This is a genomic window from uncultured Muriicola sp. (assembly GCF_947258935.1).
Lineage (GTDB): Bacteria > Bacteroidota > Bacteroidia > Flavobacteriales > Flavobacteriaceae > Muriicola.
On sequence record NZ_CAMYKH010000051.1, the window covers coordinates 1 to 14,955 of the forward strand.

15 protein-coding genes and 1 tRNA gene are annotated in these 14,955 nt (G+C 41.0%); 7 read left to right on the forward strand and 9 right to left on the reverse strand.

Features of this window, described 5'->3' with window-relative positions; all coding sequences use genetic code 11:
* Positions 1 to 88: 88 nt before the first annotated feature.
* The 3 genes from Q0X72_RS09470 to Q0X72_RS09480 all read right to left on the reverse strand — a co-directional run bounded on the left by Q0X72_RS09470 (position 89) and on the right by Q0X72_RS09480 (position 2,099).
* Positions 89 to 176 (reverse strand) — tRNA-Ser (locus tag Q0X72_RS09470).
* A 70-nt stretch (positions 177 to 246) separates the two neighbouring features.
* A complete protein-coding gene (locus Q0X72_RS09475) occupies positions 247 to 1,278 on the reverse strand; it encodes an asparaginase (RefSeq protein ID WP_297764497.1) in 1,032 nt (343 codons plus the stop codon).
* Positions 1,279 to 1,331: 53 nt separating this feature from the next.
* Positions 1,332 to 2,099: a TatD family hydrolase gene (locus Q0X72_RS09480; protein WP_297764499.1), complete on the reverse strand. Its 768-nt coding sequence runs from the start codon at positions 2,097 to 2,099 to the stop codon at positions 1,332 to 1,334.
* Positions 2,100 to 2,138: 39 nt separating this feature from the next.
* Here Q0X72_RS09480 and Q0X72_RS09485 point away from each other — a divergent pair, with 39 nt between their 5' ends.
* Positions 2,139 to 2,585, forward strand: a complete 447-nt coding sequence (locus Q0X72_RS09485) for a retropepsin-like aspartic protease (protein WP_297764501.1) — start codon at positions 2,139 to 2,141, stop codon at positions 2,583 to 2,585.
* Between the two features lie 44 nt (positions 2,586 to 2,629).
* On the opposite strand, the gene odhB is transcribed toward Q0X72_RS09485, so the two are convergent.
* On the reverse strand, positions 2,630 to 3,868 hold the full coding sequence (gene odhB, locus Q0X72_RS09490; RefSeq protein ID WP_297764503.1) for a 2-oxoglutarate dehydrogenase complex dihydrolipoyllysine-residue succinyltransferase: 1,239 nt from the start codon (positions 3,866 to 3,868) through the stop codon (positions 2,630 to 2,632).
* A gap of 237 nt (positions 3,869 to 4,105) precedes the next feature.
* Positions 4,106 to 6,910 (reverse strand): 2-oxoglutarate dehydrogenase E1 component, encoded by a 2,805-nt coding sequence (locus Q0X72_RS09495; protein WP_297764505.1) that lies wholly within the window; start codon positions 6,908 to 6,910, stop codon positions 4,106 to 4,108.
* Between the two features lie 99 nt (positions 6,911 to 7,009).
* On the opposite strand from Q0X72_RS09495, the gene Q0X72_RS09500 reads away from it, so the two are divergent.
* A complete protein-coding gene (locus tag Q0X72_RS09500; RefSeq protein ID WP_297764507.1) occupies positions 7,010 to 7,543 on the forward strand; it encodes an alpha-ketoglutarate decarboxylase in 534 nt (177 codons plus the stop codon).
* On the opposite strand, the gene Q0X72_RS09505 is transcribed toward Q0X72_RS09500, so the two are convergent.
* The 3 genes from Q0X72_RS09505 to Q0X72_RS09515 are packed head-to-tail and all read right to left on the reverse strand — an operon-like array spanning position 7,540 to position 10,147.
* A complete protein-coding gene (locus Q0X72_RS09505) occupies positions 7,540 to 7,920 on the reverse strand; it encodes a hypothetical protein (RefSeq protein WP_297764509.1) in 381 nt (126 codons plus the stop codon). The genes Q0X72_RS09500 and Q0X72_RS09505 overlap by 4 nt on opposite strands.
* 53 nt (positions 7,921 to 7,973) lie before the next feature.
* Positions 7,974 to 8,993, reverse strand: coding sequence for a UDP-glucose 4-epimerase GalE (galE, locus tag Q0X72_RS09510; RefSeq protein ID WP_297764511.1), 1,020 nt, complete (start codon positions 8,991 to 8,993; stop codon positions 7,974 to 7,976).
* A 5-nt stretch (positions 8,994 to 8,998) separates the two neighbouring features.
* Positions 8,999 to 10,147, reverse strand: coding sequence for a DegT/DnrJ/EryC1/StrS aminotransferase family protein (locus Q0X72_RS09515; protein WP_297764513.1), 1,149 nt, complete (start codon positions 10,145 to 10,147; stop codon positions 8,999 to 9,001).
* Positions 10,148 to 10,241: 94 nt separating this feature from the next.
* Between Q0X72_RS09515 and Q0X72_RS09520 the strand changes: the two genes are divergently transcribed.
* The 5 genes from Q0X72_RS09520 (at position 10,242) to Q0X72_RS09540 (ending at position 14,673) form a co-directional block, all read left to right on the forward strand.
* Positions 10,242 to 11,483 carry a glycosyltransferase N-terminal domain-containing protein gene (locus tag Q0X72_RS09520; RefSeq protein WP_297764516.1) on the forward strand — a complete coding sequence of 414 codons (1,242 nt, stop codon included), beginning with the start codon at positions 10,242 to 10,244 and terminating at the stop codon, positions 11,481 to 11,483.
* A 62-nt stretch (positions 11,484 to 11,545) separates the two neighbouring features.
* Positions 11,546 to 12,874: a sugar porter family MFS transporter gene (locus Q0X72_RS09525; RefSeq protein ID WP_297764518.1), complete on the forward strand. Its 1,329-nt coding sequence runs from the start codon at positions 11,546 to 11,548 to the stop codon at positions 12,872 to 12,874.
* Positions 12,875 to 13,012: 138 nt separating this feature from the next.
* Positions 13,013 to 13,144: a hypothetical protein gene (locus tag Q0X72_RS09530; RefSeq protein WP_297764520.1), complete on the forward strand. Its 132-nt coding sequence runs from the start codon at positions 13,013 to 13,015 to the stop codon at positions 13,142 to 13,144.
* 196 nt (positions 13,145 to 13,340) lie between these two features.
* Complete coding sequence (locus Q0X72_RS09535) at positions 13,341 to 13,925, forward strand: phosphatase PAP2 family protein (RefSeq protein WP_297764522.1); 585 nt, start codon at positions 13,341 to 13,343, stop codon at positions 13,923 to 13,925.
* A 154-nt stretch (positions 13,926 to 14,079) separates the two neighbouring features.
* Positions 14,080 to 14,673 carry an outer membrane beta-barrel protein gene (locus tag Q0X72_RS09540; protein WP_297764523.1) on the forward strand — a complete coding sequence of 198 codons (594 nt, stop codon included), beginning with the start codon at positions 14,080 to 14,082 and terminating at the stop codon, positions 14,671 to 14,673.
* 81 nt (positions 14,674 to 14,754) lie between these two features.
* Here Q0X72_RS09540 and Q0X72_RS09545 read toward each other — a convergent pair.
* Positions 14,755 to 14,955 (reverse strand): hypothetical protein (locus tag Q0X72_RS09545; protein ID WP_297764526.1); only part of this gene is annotated, 201 nt, incomplete at its 5' end.

Consider the following 14,955-nt stretch of genomic DNA (forward strand, 5'->3'; position numbering starts at 1 on the left):
CAATAATTGTCAACTTGACAAATATAACTGGAAAAATTAGAAATCCTAATTTTTGTGCCTCCCTGTTTGGAAAAATATTAAACCTTTGCAGAGAGGAAGGGATTCGAACCCTCGATACACTTTTGGTGTATACACACTTTCCAGGCGTGCGCCTTCGACCACTCGGCCACCTCTCTAAATCCCTTTTTTAAAGGGCGGGTAAGAAACAAAAAAAAACTTAGTTACTGAAATTTTGAGAAGTTATTTTTAGGTCATTTCGCCCCGCAAAGAAGTTTCAAAAATAGTACCAAAAGATTTACCGGAAACCTCGCTTCCCAGAAGATACATTAGTTTGGTGATTGCAGCTTCTGTGGTTATATCTCGTCCATTGATCATGGACATACGCTCTAACTCCATACTCGTCTCATAGCGACCCATAATGACACTTCCTCCGGAGCATTGGGTGACGTTCACTATGTATAATCCTTTTGCAATTGCCTTTTTCAGATCGGATATCAACCAGGAATCTGTAGGTGCATTGCCCGCACCATAGGTTTCCAGCACCAGTGCTTTAAGGCCAGGAATATGGAGAACACTCTGGAGTAACTCTCTGTTAAACCCCGGAAAGAGCTTTAAAATGGCAACCTTGTCATCTAATACCGTATGAACTTTCAGTGGTTTTCTTTTACTTCCTCTCCATAGATTCTCATGATACACTTTTAAGTGCACCCCAGATTCTGCCAAAATAGGATAGTTCAAAGAGGCAAAAGCTTCAAAATGCTCAGCATTTATCTTTGTTGTTCTGTTCGCCCTAAAAAGCTTATTTTCAAAATAGAGTCCCACTTCCTGAATAACAGCTTCCCCCTTTTCTTTCAGTGCCGCAATTTGGATGGAGGTAATTAGGTTCTCTTTGGCGTCCGTACGCAGATCCCCAATGGGCAACTGTGAACCCGTAAATATGACAGGTTTAGCAAGATTTTCTAACATATAGCTAAGGGCCGAAGCTGAATAACTCATGGTATCGCTCCCATGTAAAATTACAAATCCATCATACGCAGCATAGTGACTTTCTATCAGGGAGGCAATAGAAACCCAATGTGTCGGATTCATATTGGAGGAATCAATCGGTTTTTTAAAGGAGACACTATCTATGGCACAGTCTAGTTGCCCCAATTCCGGAATGTTGTCAACTAATTTTTTAAAATCAAACGCTTTTAAAACACCCGACGTATATTCTTTCACCATTCCTATGGTGCCGCCTGTGTAGATCAGCAAGATCTTGCTTTGCTTGTTCTTCAATGATATATTATTTAAATATTCTTAAGATACGATCCCTGCTACATCCTACTAATTTATATACCAAAAACATCTCGGGAGTTCTCCGTAGTAATGTTTGCAATCTCTGCAACAGGTAGTTGGTAAATATCAGAAAGTTTATTCAATACTTCCATTAGATAAACCGGTTGATTTCGCTTCCCCCTGAAAGGTACGGGAGATAAATAAGGTGCATCTGTTTCCAGGACAATATGTTCTAATGCTATTTGATTTAGAAAACTATCTATCTTACCATTCTTAAAGGTAACTACTCCCCCAATGCCTAACTTCATATTTAAATCAATGGCCCTTTGGGCTTGTTCCAAACTGCCGGTGAAGCAATGAAAGATCCCATAGAGATCGTCCCCCTTTGCATCATCGAGCACCTCAAAGATCTCATCGAAGGAGTCGCGACAATGGATCACTATTGGTAAGTTAAATTTCTTTGCAAGGGAAATTTGCTTTTTAAAAGCCTCTTGTTGCTCTTTTAAAAAAGTCTTGTCCCAATAGAGATCAATACCTATTTCGCCAATGGCATAAAAGGATCGTTGCTGTAGCATTGACTCAACATGCGCCAATTCTTCCAAATAGTTTTCCTTTACATGTGTTGGATGTAAGCCCATCATTAAATACACATTCTTCGGGAATGCTTTTTCGAGATCTAGCATAGCCTGTGTATACCCAGAATCAATGGCAGGGATAAAAAAGCGTTTGATCCCCTTGTCTATTCCTTTTTGGATCACCTCTTTCCGGTCCTCATCAAAAGCCTCACTGTAAAGGTGTGTATGTGTATCTGTTATGAGCATGGAACAAAAATAGGATTATCTTTATCAAAATTTAGCTTGATGGCGGCATTAAAAAAGTATTTAAAAAAGAAAAAATATATCCCTATACCTTTAACACTAACCGCCACCCATCACCTGGAAGTGAATGCCAGTATCAATGGAGTAAGTGGCCGATTTATCCTGGACACCGGTGCCTCTAATTCTTGCGTGGGCCTCGATAAAATTGCATATTTTCACCTGGTTTCAAAAGAATCTGAAGTAAAGGCCGCAGGGGCAGGCTCCTCCAATATGGATACCCAACTTTCTACCAAGAACGCCCTGAAAATAGGAGACTGGAAGCAAAAAAAATTAAAGATCATTCTCTTTAATCTGCAACATATCAATGAAGCCTTAACGGCTCATGAGGCACTTCCGGTAGACGGGATCATCGGCGCCGATGTTTTGCAAAGAGGCAGGGCAATCATAGATTATAAGACTGCCACCCTTTATCTTAAAAAGAAGAAATAATACGAGACTTTTTTACGTCTCAGGCTTCTTAATTTTGTGAAACACTACATTTCCAATGCCTTTTTGATATTGCCGTCCATTAGGTGTTCAACCGGATTTTCAAGGGCCTCTTTTACAGCTACCAGAAAGCCAACGGACTCTTTCCCATCAATGATCCTGTGATCATAGGAGAGGGCCACATACATGATAGGTGCTATTGCCACCGCACCATCTTTTACTACCGGTCTTTCAACAATATTATGCATCCCTAAAATTCCACTTTGTGGCGGATTTATGATGGGTGTAGATAGCATGGATCCAAAAACACCCCCATTGGAAATCGTAAAGGTTCCACCCGTCATTTCATCTACGGTGATCTGCCCTTCCCGTGCTCTGATCGCCAAACGCTTTACTTCGGCCTCTATTCCACGGAAGGTGAGGTTCTCTGCATTTCTGATAATAGGCACCATAAGACCTTTGGGGCCAGAGACTGCAATACTAATATCGCAGAAATCGTAAGTGATCATTTCTTTTCCATCGATCATGGAATTTACTGTAGGGAATAGTTGTAATGCCCGGATCACAGCTTTGGTGAAGAAGGACATAAAGCCAAGACCTACATCGTGCTTTTCCTTAAAAGGTTCTTTGTAACTACTCCTCAATTCAAAAATAGCGGACATGTCTATTTCATTGAAAGTAGTAAGCATGGCCGTTTCATTCTTGGCAGCTACAAGCCGTTCTGCCACTTTACGACGCAACATGGAAAGTTTGGATCTTGTTTCTCCTCGTTTTCCTCCCGTAGGTGAACCCATAGAAGGAACTGCGTTCATAGCGTCTTCCTTAGTTATGCGCCCGTCCTTTCCGGTACCTTTTACTGATGAGGCAGCGATATCTTTTTCATCCAGGATCTTACGTGCCGCAGGTGAGGGAGACCCACTGGCATAGGTTTTTGCAGTTTCCTTGGGCTTGGCATCCTTTGCAGGAGCTGCCTTCTCTTCAGACGAAGTTTTTGCAGTAGGTGCTTTCTCAGAAGTTGATTTTGCTTCTTTGGTTCCTTCGGGTTTAGTAGCACTTGTATCAATAAGACAGACCACTTCTCCTACGCCAACGGCATCACCTTCTTCGGCCTTAAGGGTAATGATACCACTCTGTTCCGCAGGTAATTCCAAGGTAGCCTTGTCCGAATCTACTTCGGCAATAGTCTGGTCCTTTTCCACATAATCACCATCCTTCACCAACCATTCGGCGATCTCTACTTCGGTTATGGATTCTCCCGGAGAGGGAACTTTCATTTCTAATATCATGTGTTCTACTTTTTGTAAAGAATTGGTTACTCCAAATTTCTAATAAAATCTTCTTTTAAAGGAAGGTAATCGGTTTTTATTTCTCCAGTGACCTATATCTGATCAAAATATAATTTTGCCTCATACCCTCTTCCCCGCCTGCAGTACATCCTAAAATTATCTAACAATTGGGTTCGATTGAATTGTCAGACCAATAGTCAATAAAAGCAATTGAAAAGCTGTCTTCATTGCAACAGATCATTTTTTAATGCCCGGTCTTGTCATATTATCCTTGGTCTTATCAAAAACGTAATCAATGACTTGCTGGTGTCTCATTTTAGAACGAACCGAACTTCCGGCTGCAGGAGAAGCGTAAAAACGTCTCGAGGCCACACGGAACTTTTGAGCTCCTTTGAAATGCATCATCAAATGAGACCATGCGCCCATGTTTCTGGGTTCTTCCTGGGCCCAAACCAGATCATCGGCGTTCTTGTATTTTTTGATGATCTTATTCATCTTTTCAGAAGGCAAAGGGAATAATTGTTCTAATCGTACCAGGGCTACATCCGTCCTGTTTAGTTCTTCTCTGGTTGCCAGGAGGTCATAATAGAATTTTCCTGTGCAAAAAACCAAGGTCTTGATTTTATCTATTTTCGCTTCCTGATCATCAAAGACCTCCTCAAACCTTCCATTTGCCATCTCCTCAACTGTTGAAACAGCCTTCGGATGACGAAGTAAACTTTTAGGTGTAAATACAATAAGTGGTTTTCTAAAATTACTCTTCAATTGTATACGCAACAAGTGAAACATATTCGCTGGTGTAGTCACATCTGCAACATACATGTTATCTCTGGCACACAATTGCAAGTAGCGTTCCATCCTGGCAGAGGAGTGTTCCGCCCCCTGGCCCTCATACCCATGTGGTAAGAGCATCACCAGTCCATTCTGCAACTTCCATTTATCCTCTGCAGCAGAAATATATTGATCAATCATGATCTGGGCACCATTGCTGAAATCACCAAACTGGGCTTCCCAAATAGTCAGTGTTTTTGGACTTGCCATAGCATAGCCATAATCGAAGCCAAGTACCCCATATTCTGAGAGCAAGGAATTGTAGATCTGGAACGTTCCCTGTTTATCCGAAATATGATTCAGGAGCAATACTTCTTCTTCACTTTCTTCTACTTTCATCACGGCATGCCGGTGAGAAAAAGTGCCCCGTTCAACATCCTGGCCACTCATACGAACACCAAAGCCCTCTTCCAGCAAAGATCCATAGGCCAGTAATTCGCCCATGGCCCAGTCTAACTTATCGGTTTCGAAGAACATTTTTCTGCGATCCCCTACTAACTTTTCTACCTTTCTAAGGAATTTCTTGTCCTTTGGCAAAGTTGTGATGGTCTCTGCAATCTGTGTTAATTTTTTCTGGTCATAACCAGTATCTACAACATCCATCATTTCCCATTCGCGTACATTTACGAATCCTTTCCATTCATCTGCCATAAAAGGCGTGATCACGGTTTTATCTTCCTTTCTGGAATCCTGCAACTCTTCTTCCAGGCTCGACTTGTATTCTTCTTCCAGTTGTTTTACGTAGTTATTGTCAATAACCCCTTCCGCCACTAATTTCTCAGCGTAAATATCCCTTGGATTTTTATGCTTGGCTATAGCCTTGTATAATTTTGGCTGTGTAAATCTGGGTTCATCTCCTTCATTGTGCCCATATTTACGATAACCCAGCAGGTCCAGGAACACGTCGCTTTTAAATCGCATCCTGTATTCCAGTGCAAAAAGAGAGGCATGCACCACGGCTTCAACATCGTCTGCATTAACATGTAAAACCGGGCAAAGTGTTACTTTACCCACATCGGTACAATAGGTTGAGGATCGGCCATCCAGATAATTAGTAGTAAATCCAATTTGGTTATTAACCACTATATGAATAGTTCCATTTGTTTTATAGCCGTCCAGATTAGCCATCTGCACCAATTCATAGGCAATACCCTGGCCGGCAATTGCTGCATCACCGTGCACTACTATGGGTAAAACCTTGGAATAATCATCCGGGAAATGTACGTCTTGTTTTGCTCTAGTAATACCTTCAACCACCGCACCCACTGTTTCCAGATGCGAAGGGTTAGGAGCAATGTTCATGCTTATCTTATGGCCATTGTCTGAAGTGCGTTCGGAGGTCCATCCCAAATGGTATTTTACATCTCCATCAAAAACCTCTTGTTCATAATCCTTTCCATCGAATTCACTAAAAATATCTTTCGCTGCCTTTCCAAAAACATTGGTAAGTACATTAAGCCTGCCCCTGTGGGCCATACCCATTACAAATTGTTTTACTCCCAATGAGGAGGCCTTTTCAACAATGGCATCAACGGCAGGAATAAGGGATTCGTTTCCTTCAAGGGAAAATCTTTTTTGCCCTACGTACTTAGTATGCAGGAAACTTTCAAATGAAACCGCCTGATTAAGCTTCCTAAGGATAGTTTTTTTCTTATCCGGCCCAAAATCAGGATGGTTGTCATTCTTGTTCAACCAGTCCTGTATCCAACCTACGCGTTCAGGACTTCGTATATACATGTACTCAACTCCTATGGCATCACAATAGATCCTCTTCAGGTTACCAATGATCTCTCTAAGGGTCTTAGATCCTATCCCGATGATGTCCCCGGCATTAAATACCGTATCCATATCGGTTTCGGACAGACCGAAATTTTCTATGTCGAGCGTAGGCGTGTATTTGCGTCGTGCTCTAACCGGATTGGTTTCGGTAAACAAATGTCCCCGACTTCTGTATCCATCAATAAGCCGTACTACCTGAAATTCTTTGAGTAAATTTTCCGGGATCTCAACTTGGTATCCGTTAGACATGCTTACTGTCCCTGTATGGGTGTCTATCCCTACTTCGTCCAGGGCGTTTTCCATACCAAAATCGAAGCCCTGAAAAAAGGCTCGCCAGCTAGGTTCTATACTATCCGGATGCGAAAGATATTTCTCATACATTTCGGCAAAAAAGGAGGTATGGGCGGCGTTTAAAAAGGAGTATTTATCCATGGATGATCTTGCTCTTTCTTTCGTAAAACATAATCAAAAATACAATATTTAATACTTTATAGAATGATCTTGCGTTCTAATATTTCCTAATTTCAATCCATGAAGTTACTTCATTTTAACAAAAGACATTATCTGCTTTTCCTAAGTTTTCTAGGAAGTGCTTTTATGAGCTGTTTTTCACAGGGATATGGCCCTCAAAATCCATTTTGGAGTCAGGTGAGATTTGGTGGATCCTTTGGTGTAGGATTTGGCAATAATGTAGTCAATATTGTTGCTGCTCCCAGTGCCATTTATCAATTCAATGACCACTTTGCATTGGGCAGTAATTTGAGTTTTAACTATGCCAAATTTGGGGACAGCAGATTCACTGCATATGGTGCCGGGGTTTTGGGGTATTACAATCCTATCCGTTCCCTCCAATTCTCTTCCGAATTTGAGCAATTACGAGTACATAGAAGCTATGGAAACGATTTTCCTGATCTGAAGGAAGACTATTGGCTGCCTGTACTGTTTATGGGGGTTGGATATACCAGTGGTCCGGTTACTTTCGGGATTCGCTATGATATATTATACGATGAAAACAAAAGTATTTATGCGGATCCCTGGATGCCTTTTATCCGGGTCTTTTTTTAATCTTCTTTGTTCCCGTTACCACCCGTACCATAGGATTGTTTCAGCCATACCTTTTGCCATTCTCGCTTGAGAACGAGAAAACTAACCCCTTCTGCTACCTCTACCACATTGGTACTTTTTATAGAAGAAAAGGCCTTCTCTGGCACATCAATTATATAAAGCAAGTTAAGGTAGTCCGGAAAGCGTTCTAATAGCAAAACATAGATCTTTTCTTTAAGGATAGTTTTTAGAGCTAAAGGCGTGATCCCATCGGGAAGGTCTAAGGCAATATTGGCCAGTGAAAAATCTTTCTTCAACTGAATTACCAGTTTTTCATACAAAGCGATAGAAGCCGCATACTGCAATAATTCCAGACTTGTTTTGTGTTCCTTCGGCATATCTTACATACGATGCCAGCCATCAGCCGGATCATTTGAAAAAGGATTTGAATTTAGTCCTTCCTTATTTTTTGCTCCCATTGCCAGGCGGAAAGCATGGCCTCATCTAGCGTAGATTGGGCCTTCCATCCTAAGGTGGAATTAGCCTTGGCAGTGTCGGCAAAGGCTTTAATAACATCGCCTTGTCTTCTTCCCACAATTTGATAATTCAATTTTTTCCCCGAAACCTTTTCAAAGCTATGGATCACTTCCAGTACACTGCTTCCCGTACCAGTTCCGACATTAAAGACCTCATAATTCTTTTCATTCTTACCCTCTATAAGCCGTTTTAATGCTACAACATGGGCTTTCGCCAGATCAACCACATGTATATACTCCCGGATACAGGTGCCATCTTCTGTGGGGTAATCATCTCCGAAAACCGAGAGTTTTTCTCGCATGCCAATCCCTGTCTGGGTTATAAAAGGCACAAGGTTTTGTGGTACCCCGGTTGGCAACTCCCCTATCTCTATACTGGGATGGGCGCCCATGGGATTAAAATACCTCAGCGAAATAGCATGTAAATGAGGGGTTACCTTGCATGTATCTTGTATGATCTCTTCCCCAATTTGTTTTGTATTTCCGTAAGGTGATTCTGCCGGCTTCACAGGAGCATCTTCCGTGATGGGCATTGTGTCTGCCTGGCAATATACGGTACATGAAGAACTAAAGATAAAATGAGCCTTCTTTTGCTTAGACAAGTGTTGTAAGAGATATACCAGGGTACCTAAATTGTTTTCATAGTACAACAAAGGTTTATCCACACTTTCACCAACCGCTTTGGAGGCTGCAAAATGAATAACACCATCCAGATCCGAATGTCGCTGAAAAAAGTCGGATACATCCTCTTTATTCCGGAGATCGATCTTTTCAAAAAGTGGTTTTTTACCGGTGATCGCAGTGATCCCGTCCAGCACCTCTTCTGAGGCATTGGAACAGTTATCAATGATCACAACCTCATAGCCTTTTTGTTGTAGTTCAACAGAGGTATGAGAGCCTATGAATCCAAGGCCTCCTGTTACAAGTATTTTCATATTATTTAGATAAAATCAAGTATTGTTTGAGTGATAAATCCTATTTGTTCATCGTCTAATTCGGTGTGCATAGGAAGGGAGATCACTTCTTTCACTAATTGGTTGGTCACGGGAAAATCCTCTTCCTTGTAGCGCGAATCTTTATATGCTTTCTGACTGTGAAGTGGGATAGGATAATAGATCCCAAAGGGAATCCCTTTCTCAGCTAGATGAGATGCCAGGGCATCTCGTTTTCCATTAGTGATCCTAAGGGTATATTGATGAAAAACATGACAATCACAAGTACTGCAAATACCCTCGCAATTGTTCACTGTTTTTGGCAGGATGATGGCATCGTTCCCCTGAAAAGCGAGATTGTATTTCCGTGCTGCTTCTCTCCTGCGCTCACAATAGGCATCCAACCGTGGTAATTTTGCTCTTAGCACAGCTGCCTGAACAGAATCGAGTCTGGAATTCACCCCTATCACATCGTGGTGATAGCGTTCGTACATCCCATGATTAACAATCCCTCTTATATAATGAGCCAAATCATCATCATCCGTAAATATTGCACCCCCATCGCCATAGCAGCCCAAATTCTTTGAAGGAAAAAAAGAGGTAGCGCCAATATGACCCATTGTCCCTGCTTTTTTCTTGCTGCCGTCTTTAAACGTATGGGTTGCACCTATGGCCTGGGCATTATCTTCAATTAGATAAAGCTTATGTTTCTCTGCAATTTCCAGTAAGGTGTCCATAGGCGCACACTGCCCAAATAAGTGAACAGGAACAATGGCCTTTGTCTTTGAGGTGATCGCTTTTTCCACGGCCACCGGATCTATGTTGTAGGTTTCAGGATCCACATCTACCAGTACTGGGGTTAATCCTAAAAGTCCGATGACCTCTACGGTTGCCGCAAAGGTAAAATCGGCTGTAATAACCTCATCCCCTGGTTTAAGTCCCAGTCCCATCATGGCAATTTGAAGTGCATCTGTTCCATTGGCACAAGGGATCACATGCTTTATCCCAAGATAGTCTTCAAGTTCTTTCTGGAAAGCCTGTACCTCGGGTCCATTAATAAAAGCTGCCGTATCAAAAACCTGTTGTACGGACACGTTCACTTCTTCCTTGATCTCCTGATACTGACCTACAAGGTCAACCATTTGTATTTTCTTCATGTCTGCCAAATATGCTCGCAAAATTACATAATTAAGGAACGGCTAACAATGTAATTTCCCAAAGAAGCGTATTTTAGCGACAAACGAACCATTGGTGTATTTCCTCTACAATATTGCGATCACTATTAGCTGGCATTTACTGAAGATACCGGCGTTCTTCAATCCTAAATTGAAGCTTTTTATCAATGGTCGTCAAGGGGTCTTTGCGTATTTAGAGAAACATCTGAGCAAGCAGGATAAGGTTATCTGGGTACATACGGCTTCCCTGGGGGAATTTGAACAGGGACTCCCGGTGATCAAGAAACTAAAGGTAGCATATCCTGCTCATAAGATCCTGGTTACGTTTTTTTCCCCTTCGGGATATGAGGTTAAAAAAAAATCCGAGGAAGCCCATCTTATCACTTACCTCCCCATGGACACTGCAAAAAATGTGGATCGCTTTCTGGAGGCAGTTCAGCCTGTTTTGGCCATTTTTGTGAAATACGAAGTATGGCCCAATTATCTTAGAGGTCTTAAAAAAAGGACCATTCCCACGATAATGATCTCCGGCAGATTTACCTCAAATCAGGTCTTTTATAAATGGTACGGAAGTTTTATGCGAAAAGCATTAGGGCAATTCACCTACCTTTTTGTGCAGGATGATACCTCCCTAAATTTATTGAAAGGTATAGCGTTGCAAAACAGTACAATTTCGGGCGACACCAGATTTGACAGGGTGAACGAGATCCTGGAAAGGGACAATAGTCTACCCTTTATGGAACAATTCAAAGGAAATTCCCTGTGCCTGGTGCTGGGCAGTTCCTGGCCGGAAGATGAATCACTGTTAACACAATACTTGCAGGAGAAAAATACATCCTTAAAAATTGTGATCGCACCACACGATATTAAAGAAGGACATCTCAATAAATTAAAAGAATCCATTCCCGGAAAGCTTGTCTTTTATTCCGAGATAGAGGACCAGGATTTATCAGATTATCAGGTGCTTATTCTTGATACCATCGGTTTATTGACAAAGGTATATTCGTATGCTGATATTGCCTTTGTAGGGGGCGGGTTCGCCACAGGATTGCACAATACGCTGGAACCGGCCGTTTTTGGGATTCCGGTCATCATTGGACCTCAATACGACGGCTTTAATGAAGCCAGAGACCTGGTTAAGCTGGGTGGTATTTCAGTAGTTGATTCAGAAACTGCTTTCACACAGGTCATTGATAATCTGATCAGGGATAGTTCTTTGCGGAAAAAAATGGGAACAGTCAACGCTCGCTATATTGAAGATCAAAGAGGTGCAAGCAAAAAGATCTTAAATTATATTTCGGAACATTTGAGTTTGTAGCGTAATTCCCTTTTTTACTTCTTGAAAGAATTTTACATAGATTTACATAAAACCAAACCACTATGGACAAGAAGATCCTCCGCTTTTCGATCACAGCAGCATTAGCCGGCTTCCTTTTTGGTTTTGACACTGTAGTTATCTCTGGTGCAGAGAAAAGTCTACAAGCTTTATGGCAATCATCTGATAGTTTTCACGGTATAGTGGTTATAGGCATGGCCTTGTGGGGAACTGTGGCAGGAGCCTTATTGGGAGGTATCCCAACTAACAAAATAGGTCGTAAGAAAACCCTGATATGGATAGGGGCGTTCTATACGATATCTGCCTTAGGATCTGCATTTGCGAATGACCCTGTTACCTTTGCCGTATTCAGATTTATTGGGGGACTGGGCGTAGGGGCCTCTACGGTGGCGGCACCTTCTTATATTTCAGAAATAGCACCAGCCAAGGACAGGGGTAAATTAGTGGGACTTTACCAGTTCAATATTGTATTTGGTATCCTTATAGCTTTCTTTTCCAACTACTTATTAAGTGGTATTGGAGAAAATGCCTGGAGATGGATGGTAGGAGTTGAGGCCATCCCGGCAGCCATTTATACCCTTATGACCTTCGGCATCCCAAAAAGTCCTCGTTGGTTATTGAGCAAATCGCGTTTTGAAGAAGCCAGAGAAGTCTTGATCAGTATTAACCCCAAGGGAGACATAGATCAACTCTTAGATGATGTAAAGGCAGAGAATTTAAATACAATACCAGGAGAAAATATTTTTATCCGAAAGTATAGATTTCCATTAATGCTGGCATTTTTACTTGCCTTTTTTAATCAATTTTCCGGAATTAATGCATTTTTATACTATGCCCCCCGGATTCTTGAAGAGGCCGGGCTGGGCGCCAGTACGGCATTGTTGAGCAGTATTGGTATTGGTGTTACCAATATGGTATTTACCCTTTTAGGTATTTACCTCATTGACCGGATGGGCAGAAAGCAATTAATGTATATAGGATCTGCAGGCTACATTGTTTCTTTAACACTGGTAGCATGTGCCTTCTTTTTCGATTGGGAGGGTATGGCCGTCGTTATTTTCCTTTTTGTTTTTATCGCGGCGCATGCTATAGGACAAGGTTCTGTGATCTGGGTATTCATCTCAGAAATATTCCCAAATCACCTCAGGAGTTACGGACAGAGTTTCGGCAGTTCTGTACATTGGGTATTAGCGGCTATTATTCCTTCTTCCATTCCATTTCTTTTTGGCAGTATCGGACCAGGTATAGTTTTTAGCATCTTTGCCTTTATGATGGTATTACAACTCCTTTTCGTGATCTTTATGATGCCTGAGACCAAAGGGTTATCCCTGGAAGAATTAAGCAGGAAATTAAGCCCACAAAAAGCTCCATAAGCAGCTATTAACCTTTTATCGAGAATTTTAGTCGAATATCTTTAAAATGCAATAGGCCGTCTATTTTTGATGAAATTGTCCGATGCTAATAGGCCATTTTTGGCCATTATTTAGTAAATTAGACTAAACCACATGAACATGGATGAACAAATCACCTTTGGAACAAGAGTATTAAACGGCTTTTTAAGTGTTATGGTGGTTGTTTTGGTTGGCATTCTTGCTGCTGTGGTCGTCTGCTTGATTTTGGCACTTTTTGGTGTCTTTTCTTAACTACTTCTTCTCTGGATAATGGACCAGAATTATCTCATCTCCTTTGCCTGCATTCTGTAAGCCGATTTACCCAGAGGTTTCTTAATTCTCTTACTTCATTTTAGACTTTAATTACTCTTTTTTTATTTTTCGCAAGGATGAAGTGCAATACTCCTTCAATATTTTGGCCTACATTTATAGACCAGATACAGGGCATATGATTACATTATTCTTGGGGTTAAATAAAACTCTCTTTCCTCTTTTCCGATCCTTCTTATTAATTGCTATTGTTCTTTTCCTTGGCGGTCAATTAAAACTAAATGCCCAAAGTCAGGCTATTGAAACATCGGGAGACATTTTGCTATTTGCGTTACCAGCAACTGCCTTGGGTAGCACCATTATTATAGGGGACAAAAAAGGAACCTGGCAATTCACAAAAGGATTTTTAGTAAATCAGGCCCTAACGTTAGGGCTTAAATATACTACCGACAAAAAAAGACCCTTTAATAATGGTGACCGGGCTTTCCCTTCCGGACATACCTCTACTACTTTTCAAAGTGCTTCCTTTATTCAACGCAGGTACGGATGGAAATACGGTATTCCTGCGTATGTCTTAGCAGCTTATACAGGGTATAGTAGGATCAACGCACAAAAACATGATGGCTGGGATGTATTGGCAGGAGCTGTTGTAGGGATTGGGAGTTCGTATTTATTTACAACTCCCTATCAAAAGGAACATATGGAACTTACGTTTACGAGTTGGGAAAATCAATATCTTTTGGGATTCACCTATAAATTCTAAACAATTAGACACCTTTAAAAGCTATTTACAATCATCCTTACTATGGAAAGTGATCTAATAAATTATTTTAATTGGCAACAACTAAATAACAAACTTTATATTTGGAGAATCTGTAAAAACAGATGATTAATTCAATACAATTAAATTCAAAACCATGGAATTAAACAGAATTATTTCAAAACTATTAATAGGTCTTGGAATATTTTTATGCAGTCAAAATTTCTATTCACAAACTACCAATATCGCGATCATTGACAGCACAAACATTGCCGTTTTAGACAGCACGAACATAGCCGTTATTGATAGTACAGCCATGGAACAAAAGAGATTAAAATTTGGTGTGGGGTTTGGGCTAAATTTTGTGGGTGGCACCAATATTAGTCTATCACCCAATTTAATGTATAGTCTTAGTGACAAAGTGGCTATAGGTGCAGGGATCCAGGGCAGTTATGCGGCCATAAAAGATCTGCAAAACACTACCACCTTTGGCGGAAACGTAGTAACCCAATTCAATCCAAGTAAAAAAATACTGCTGTTACTCGAATATGTTGGCTTAAACGTTACTACCAAAACAGAAACCCCAACAGAACAGAGTAAGGATACGTATTGGGACTCCGCATTATTTATCGGAGCCGGAATAAATATTACTGATAAAATAGCTGTTGGCGCCAAGTATAATATACTCTACAAGGAGGACGAAAGCGTCTATACAAGTCCGATACTTCCGTTCGTCAATATCTCATTTTAAGAATAAGGAATGCAAAGCGACAGATCATAAAAAAAGAAAGGCCCCAAATATGGGGCCTTTTACTTTTTTTGTTGTTAGTTTTTAGTGCGCCAGACTCTGTACCAAATTGGTGGTAAACGACTTAGATTTTTTAAAAAGTAGACTTACCGGTTTAAAATAACTTGCCAGTGTATATGGTTCAAAATCGAACCTCAAAATGATCTCACTTGCTTCACCGTCGGATATTTCGAGTTTATCTTCTATCTCAAAATCGAGATAATTCACGCCCGATATCGGCTCGGA

What these genes read in the sequence shown, in the direction of transcription:
- Q0X72_RS09480 (WP_297764499.1), bottom strand. Translation starts at nt 2,099, where the DNA reads ATGCTCATAACAGATACACATACACACCTTTACAGTGAGGCTTTTGAT.
- Q0X72_RS09485 (WP_297764501.1), top strand. Translation starts at nt 2,139, where the DNA reads ATGGCGGCATTAAAAAAGTATTTAAAAAAGAAAAAATATATCCCTATA.
- odhB (WP_297764503.1), bottom strand. Translation starts at nt 3,868, where the DNA reads ATGATATTAGAAATGAAAGTTCCCTCTCCGGGAGAATCCATAACCGAA.
- Q0X72_RS09495 (WP_297764505.1), bottom strand. Translation starts at nt 6,910, where the DNA reads ATGGATAAATACTCCTTTTTAAACGCCGCCCATACCTCCTTTTTTGCC.
- Q0X72_RS09500 (WP_297764507.1), top strand. Translation starts at nt 7,010, where the DNA reads ATGAAGTTACTTCATTTTAACAAAAGACATTATCTGCTTTTCCTAAGT.
- Q0X72_RS09505 (WP_297764509.1), bottom strand. Translation starts at nt 7,920, where the DNA reads ATGCCGAAGGAACACAAAACAAGTCTGGAATTATTGCAGTATGCGGCT.
- galE (WP_297764511.1), bottom strand. Translation starts at nt 8,993, where the DNA reads ATGAAAATACTTGTAACAGGAGGCCTTGGATTCATAGGCTCTCATACC.
- Q0X72_RS09515 (WP_297764513.1), bottom strand. Translation starts at nt 10,147, where the DNA reads ATGAAGAAAATACAAATGGTTGACCTTGTAGGTCAGTATCAGGAGATC.
- Q0X72_RS09525 (WP_297764518.1), top strand. Translation starts at nt 11,546, where the DNA reads ATGGACAAGAAGATCCTCCGCTTTTCGATCACAGCAGCATTAGCCGGC.
- Q0X72_RS09530 (WP_297764520.1), top strand. Translation starts at nt 13,013, where the DNA reads ATGGATGAACAAATCACCTTTGGAACAAGAGTATTAAACGGCTTTTTA.
- Q0X72_RS09535 (WP_297764522.1), top strand. Translation starts at nt 13,341, where the DNA reads ATGATTACATTATTCTTGGGGTTAAATAAAACTCTCTTTCCTCTTTTC.
- Q0X72_RS09540 (WP_297764523.1), top strand. Translation starts at nt 14,080, where the DNA reads ATGGAATTAAACAGAATTATTTCAAAACTATTAATAGGTCTTGGAATA.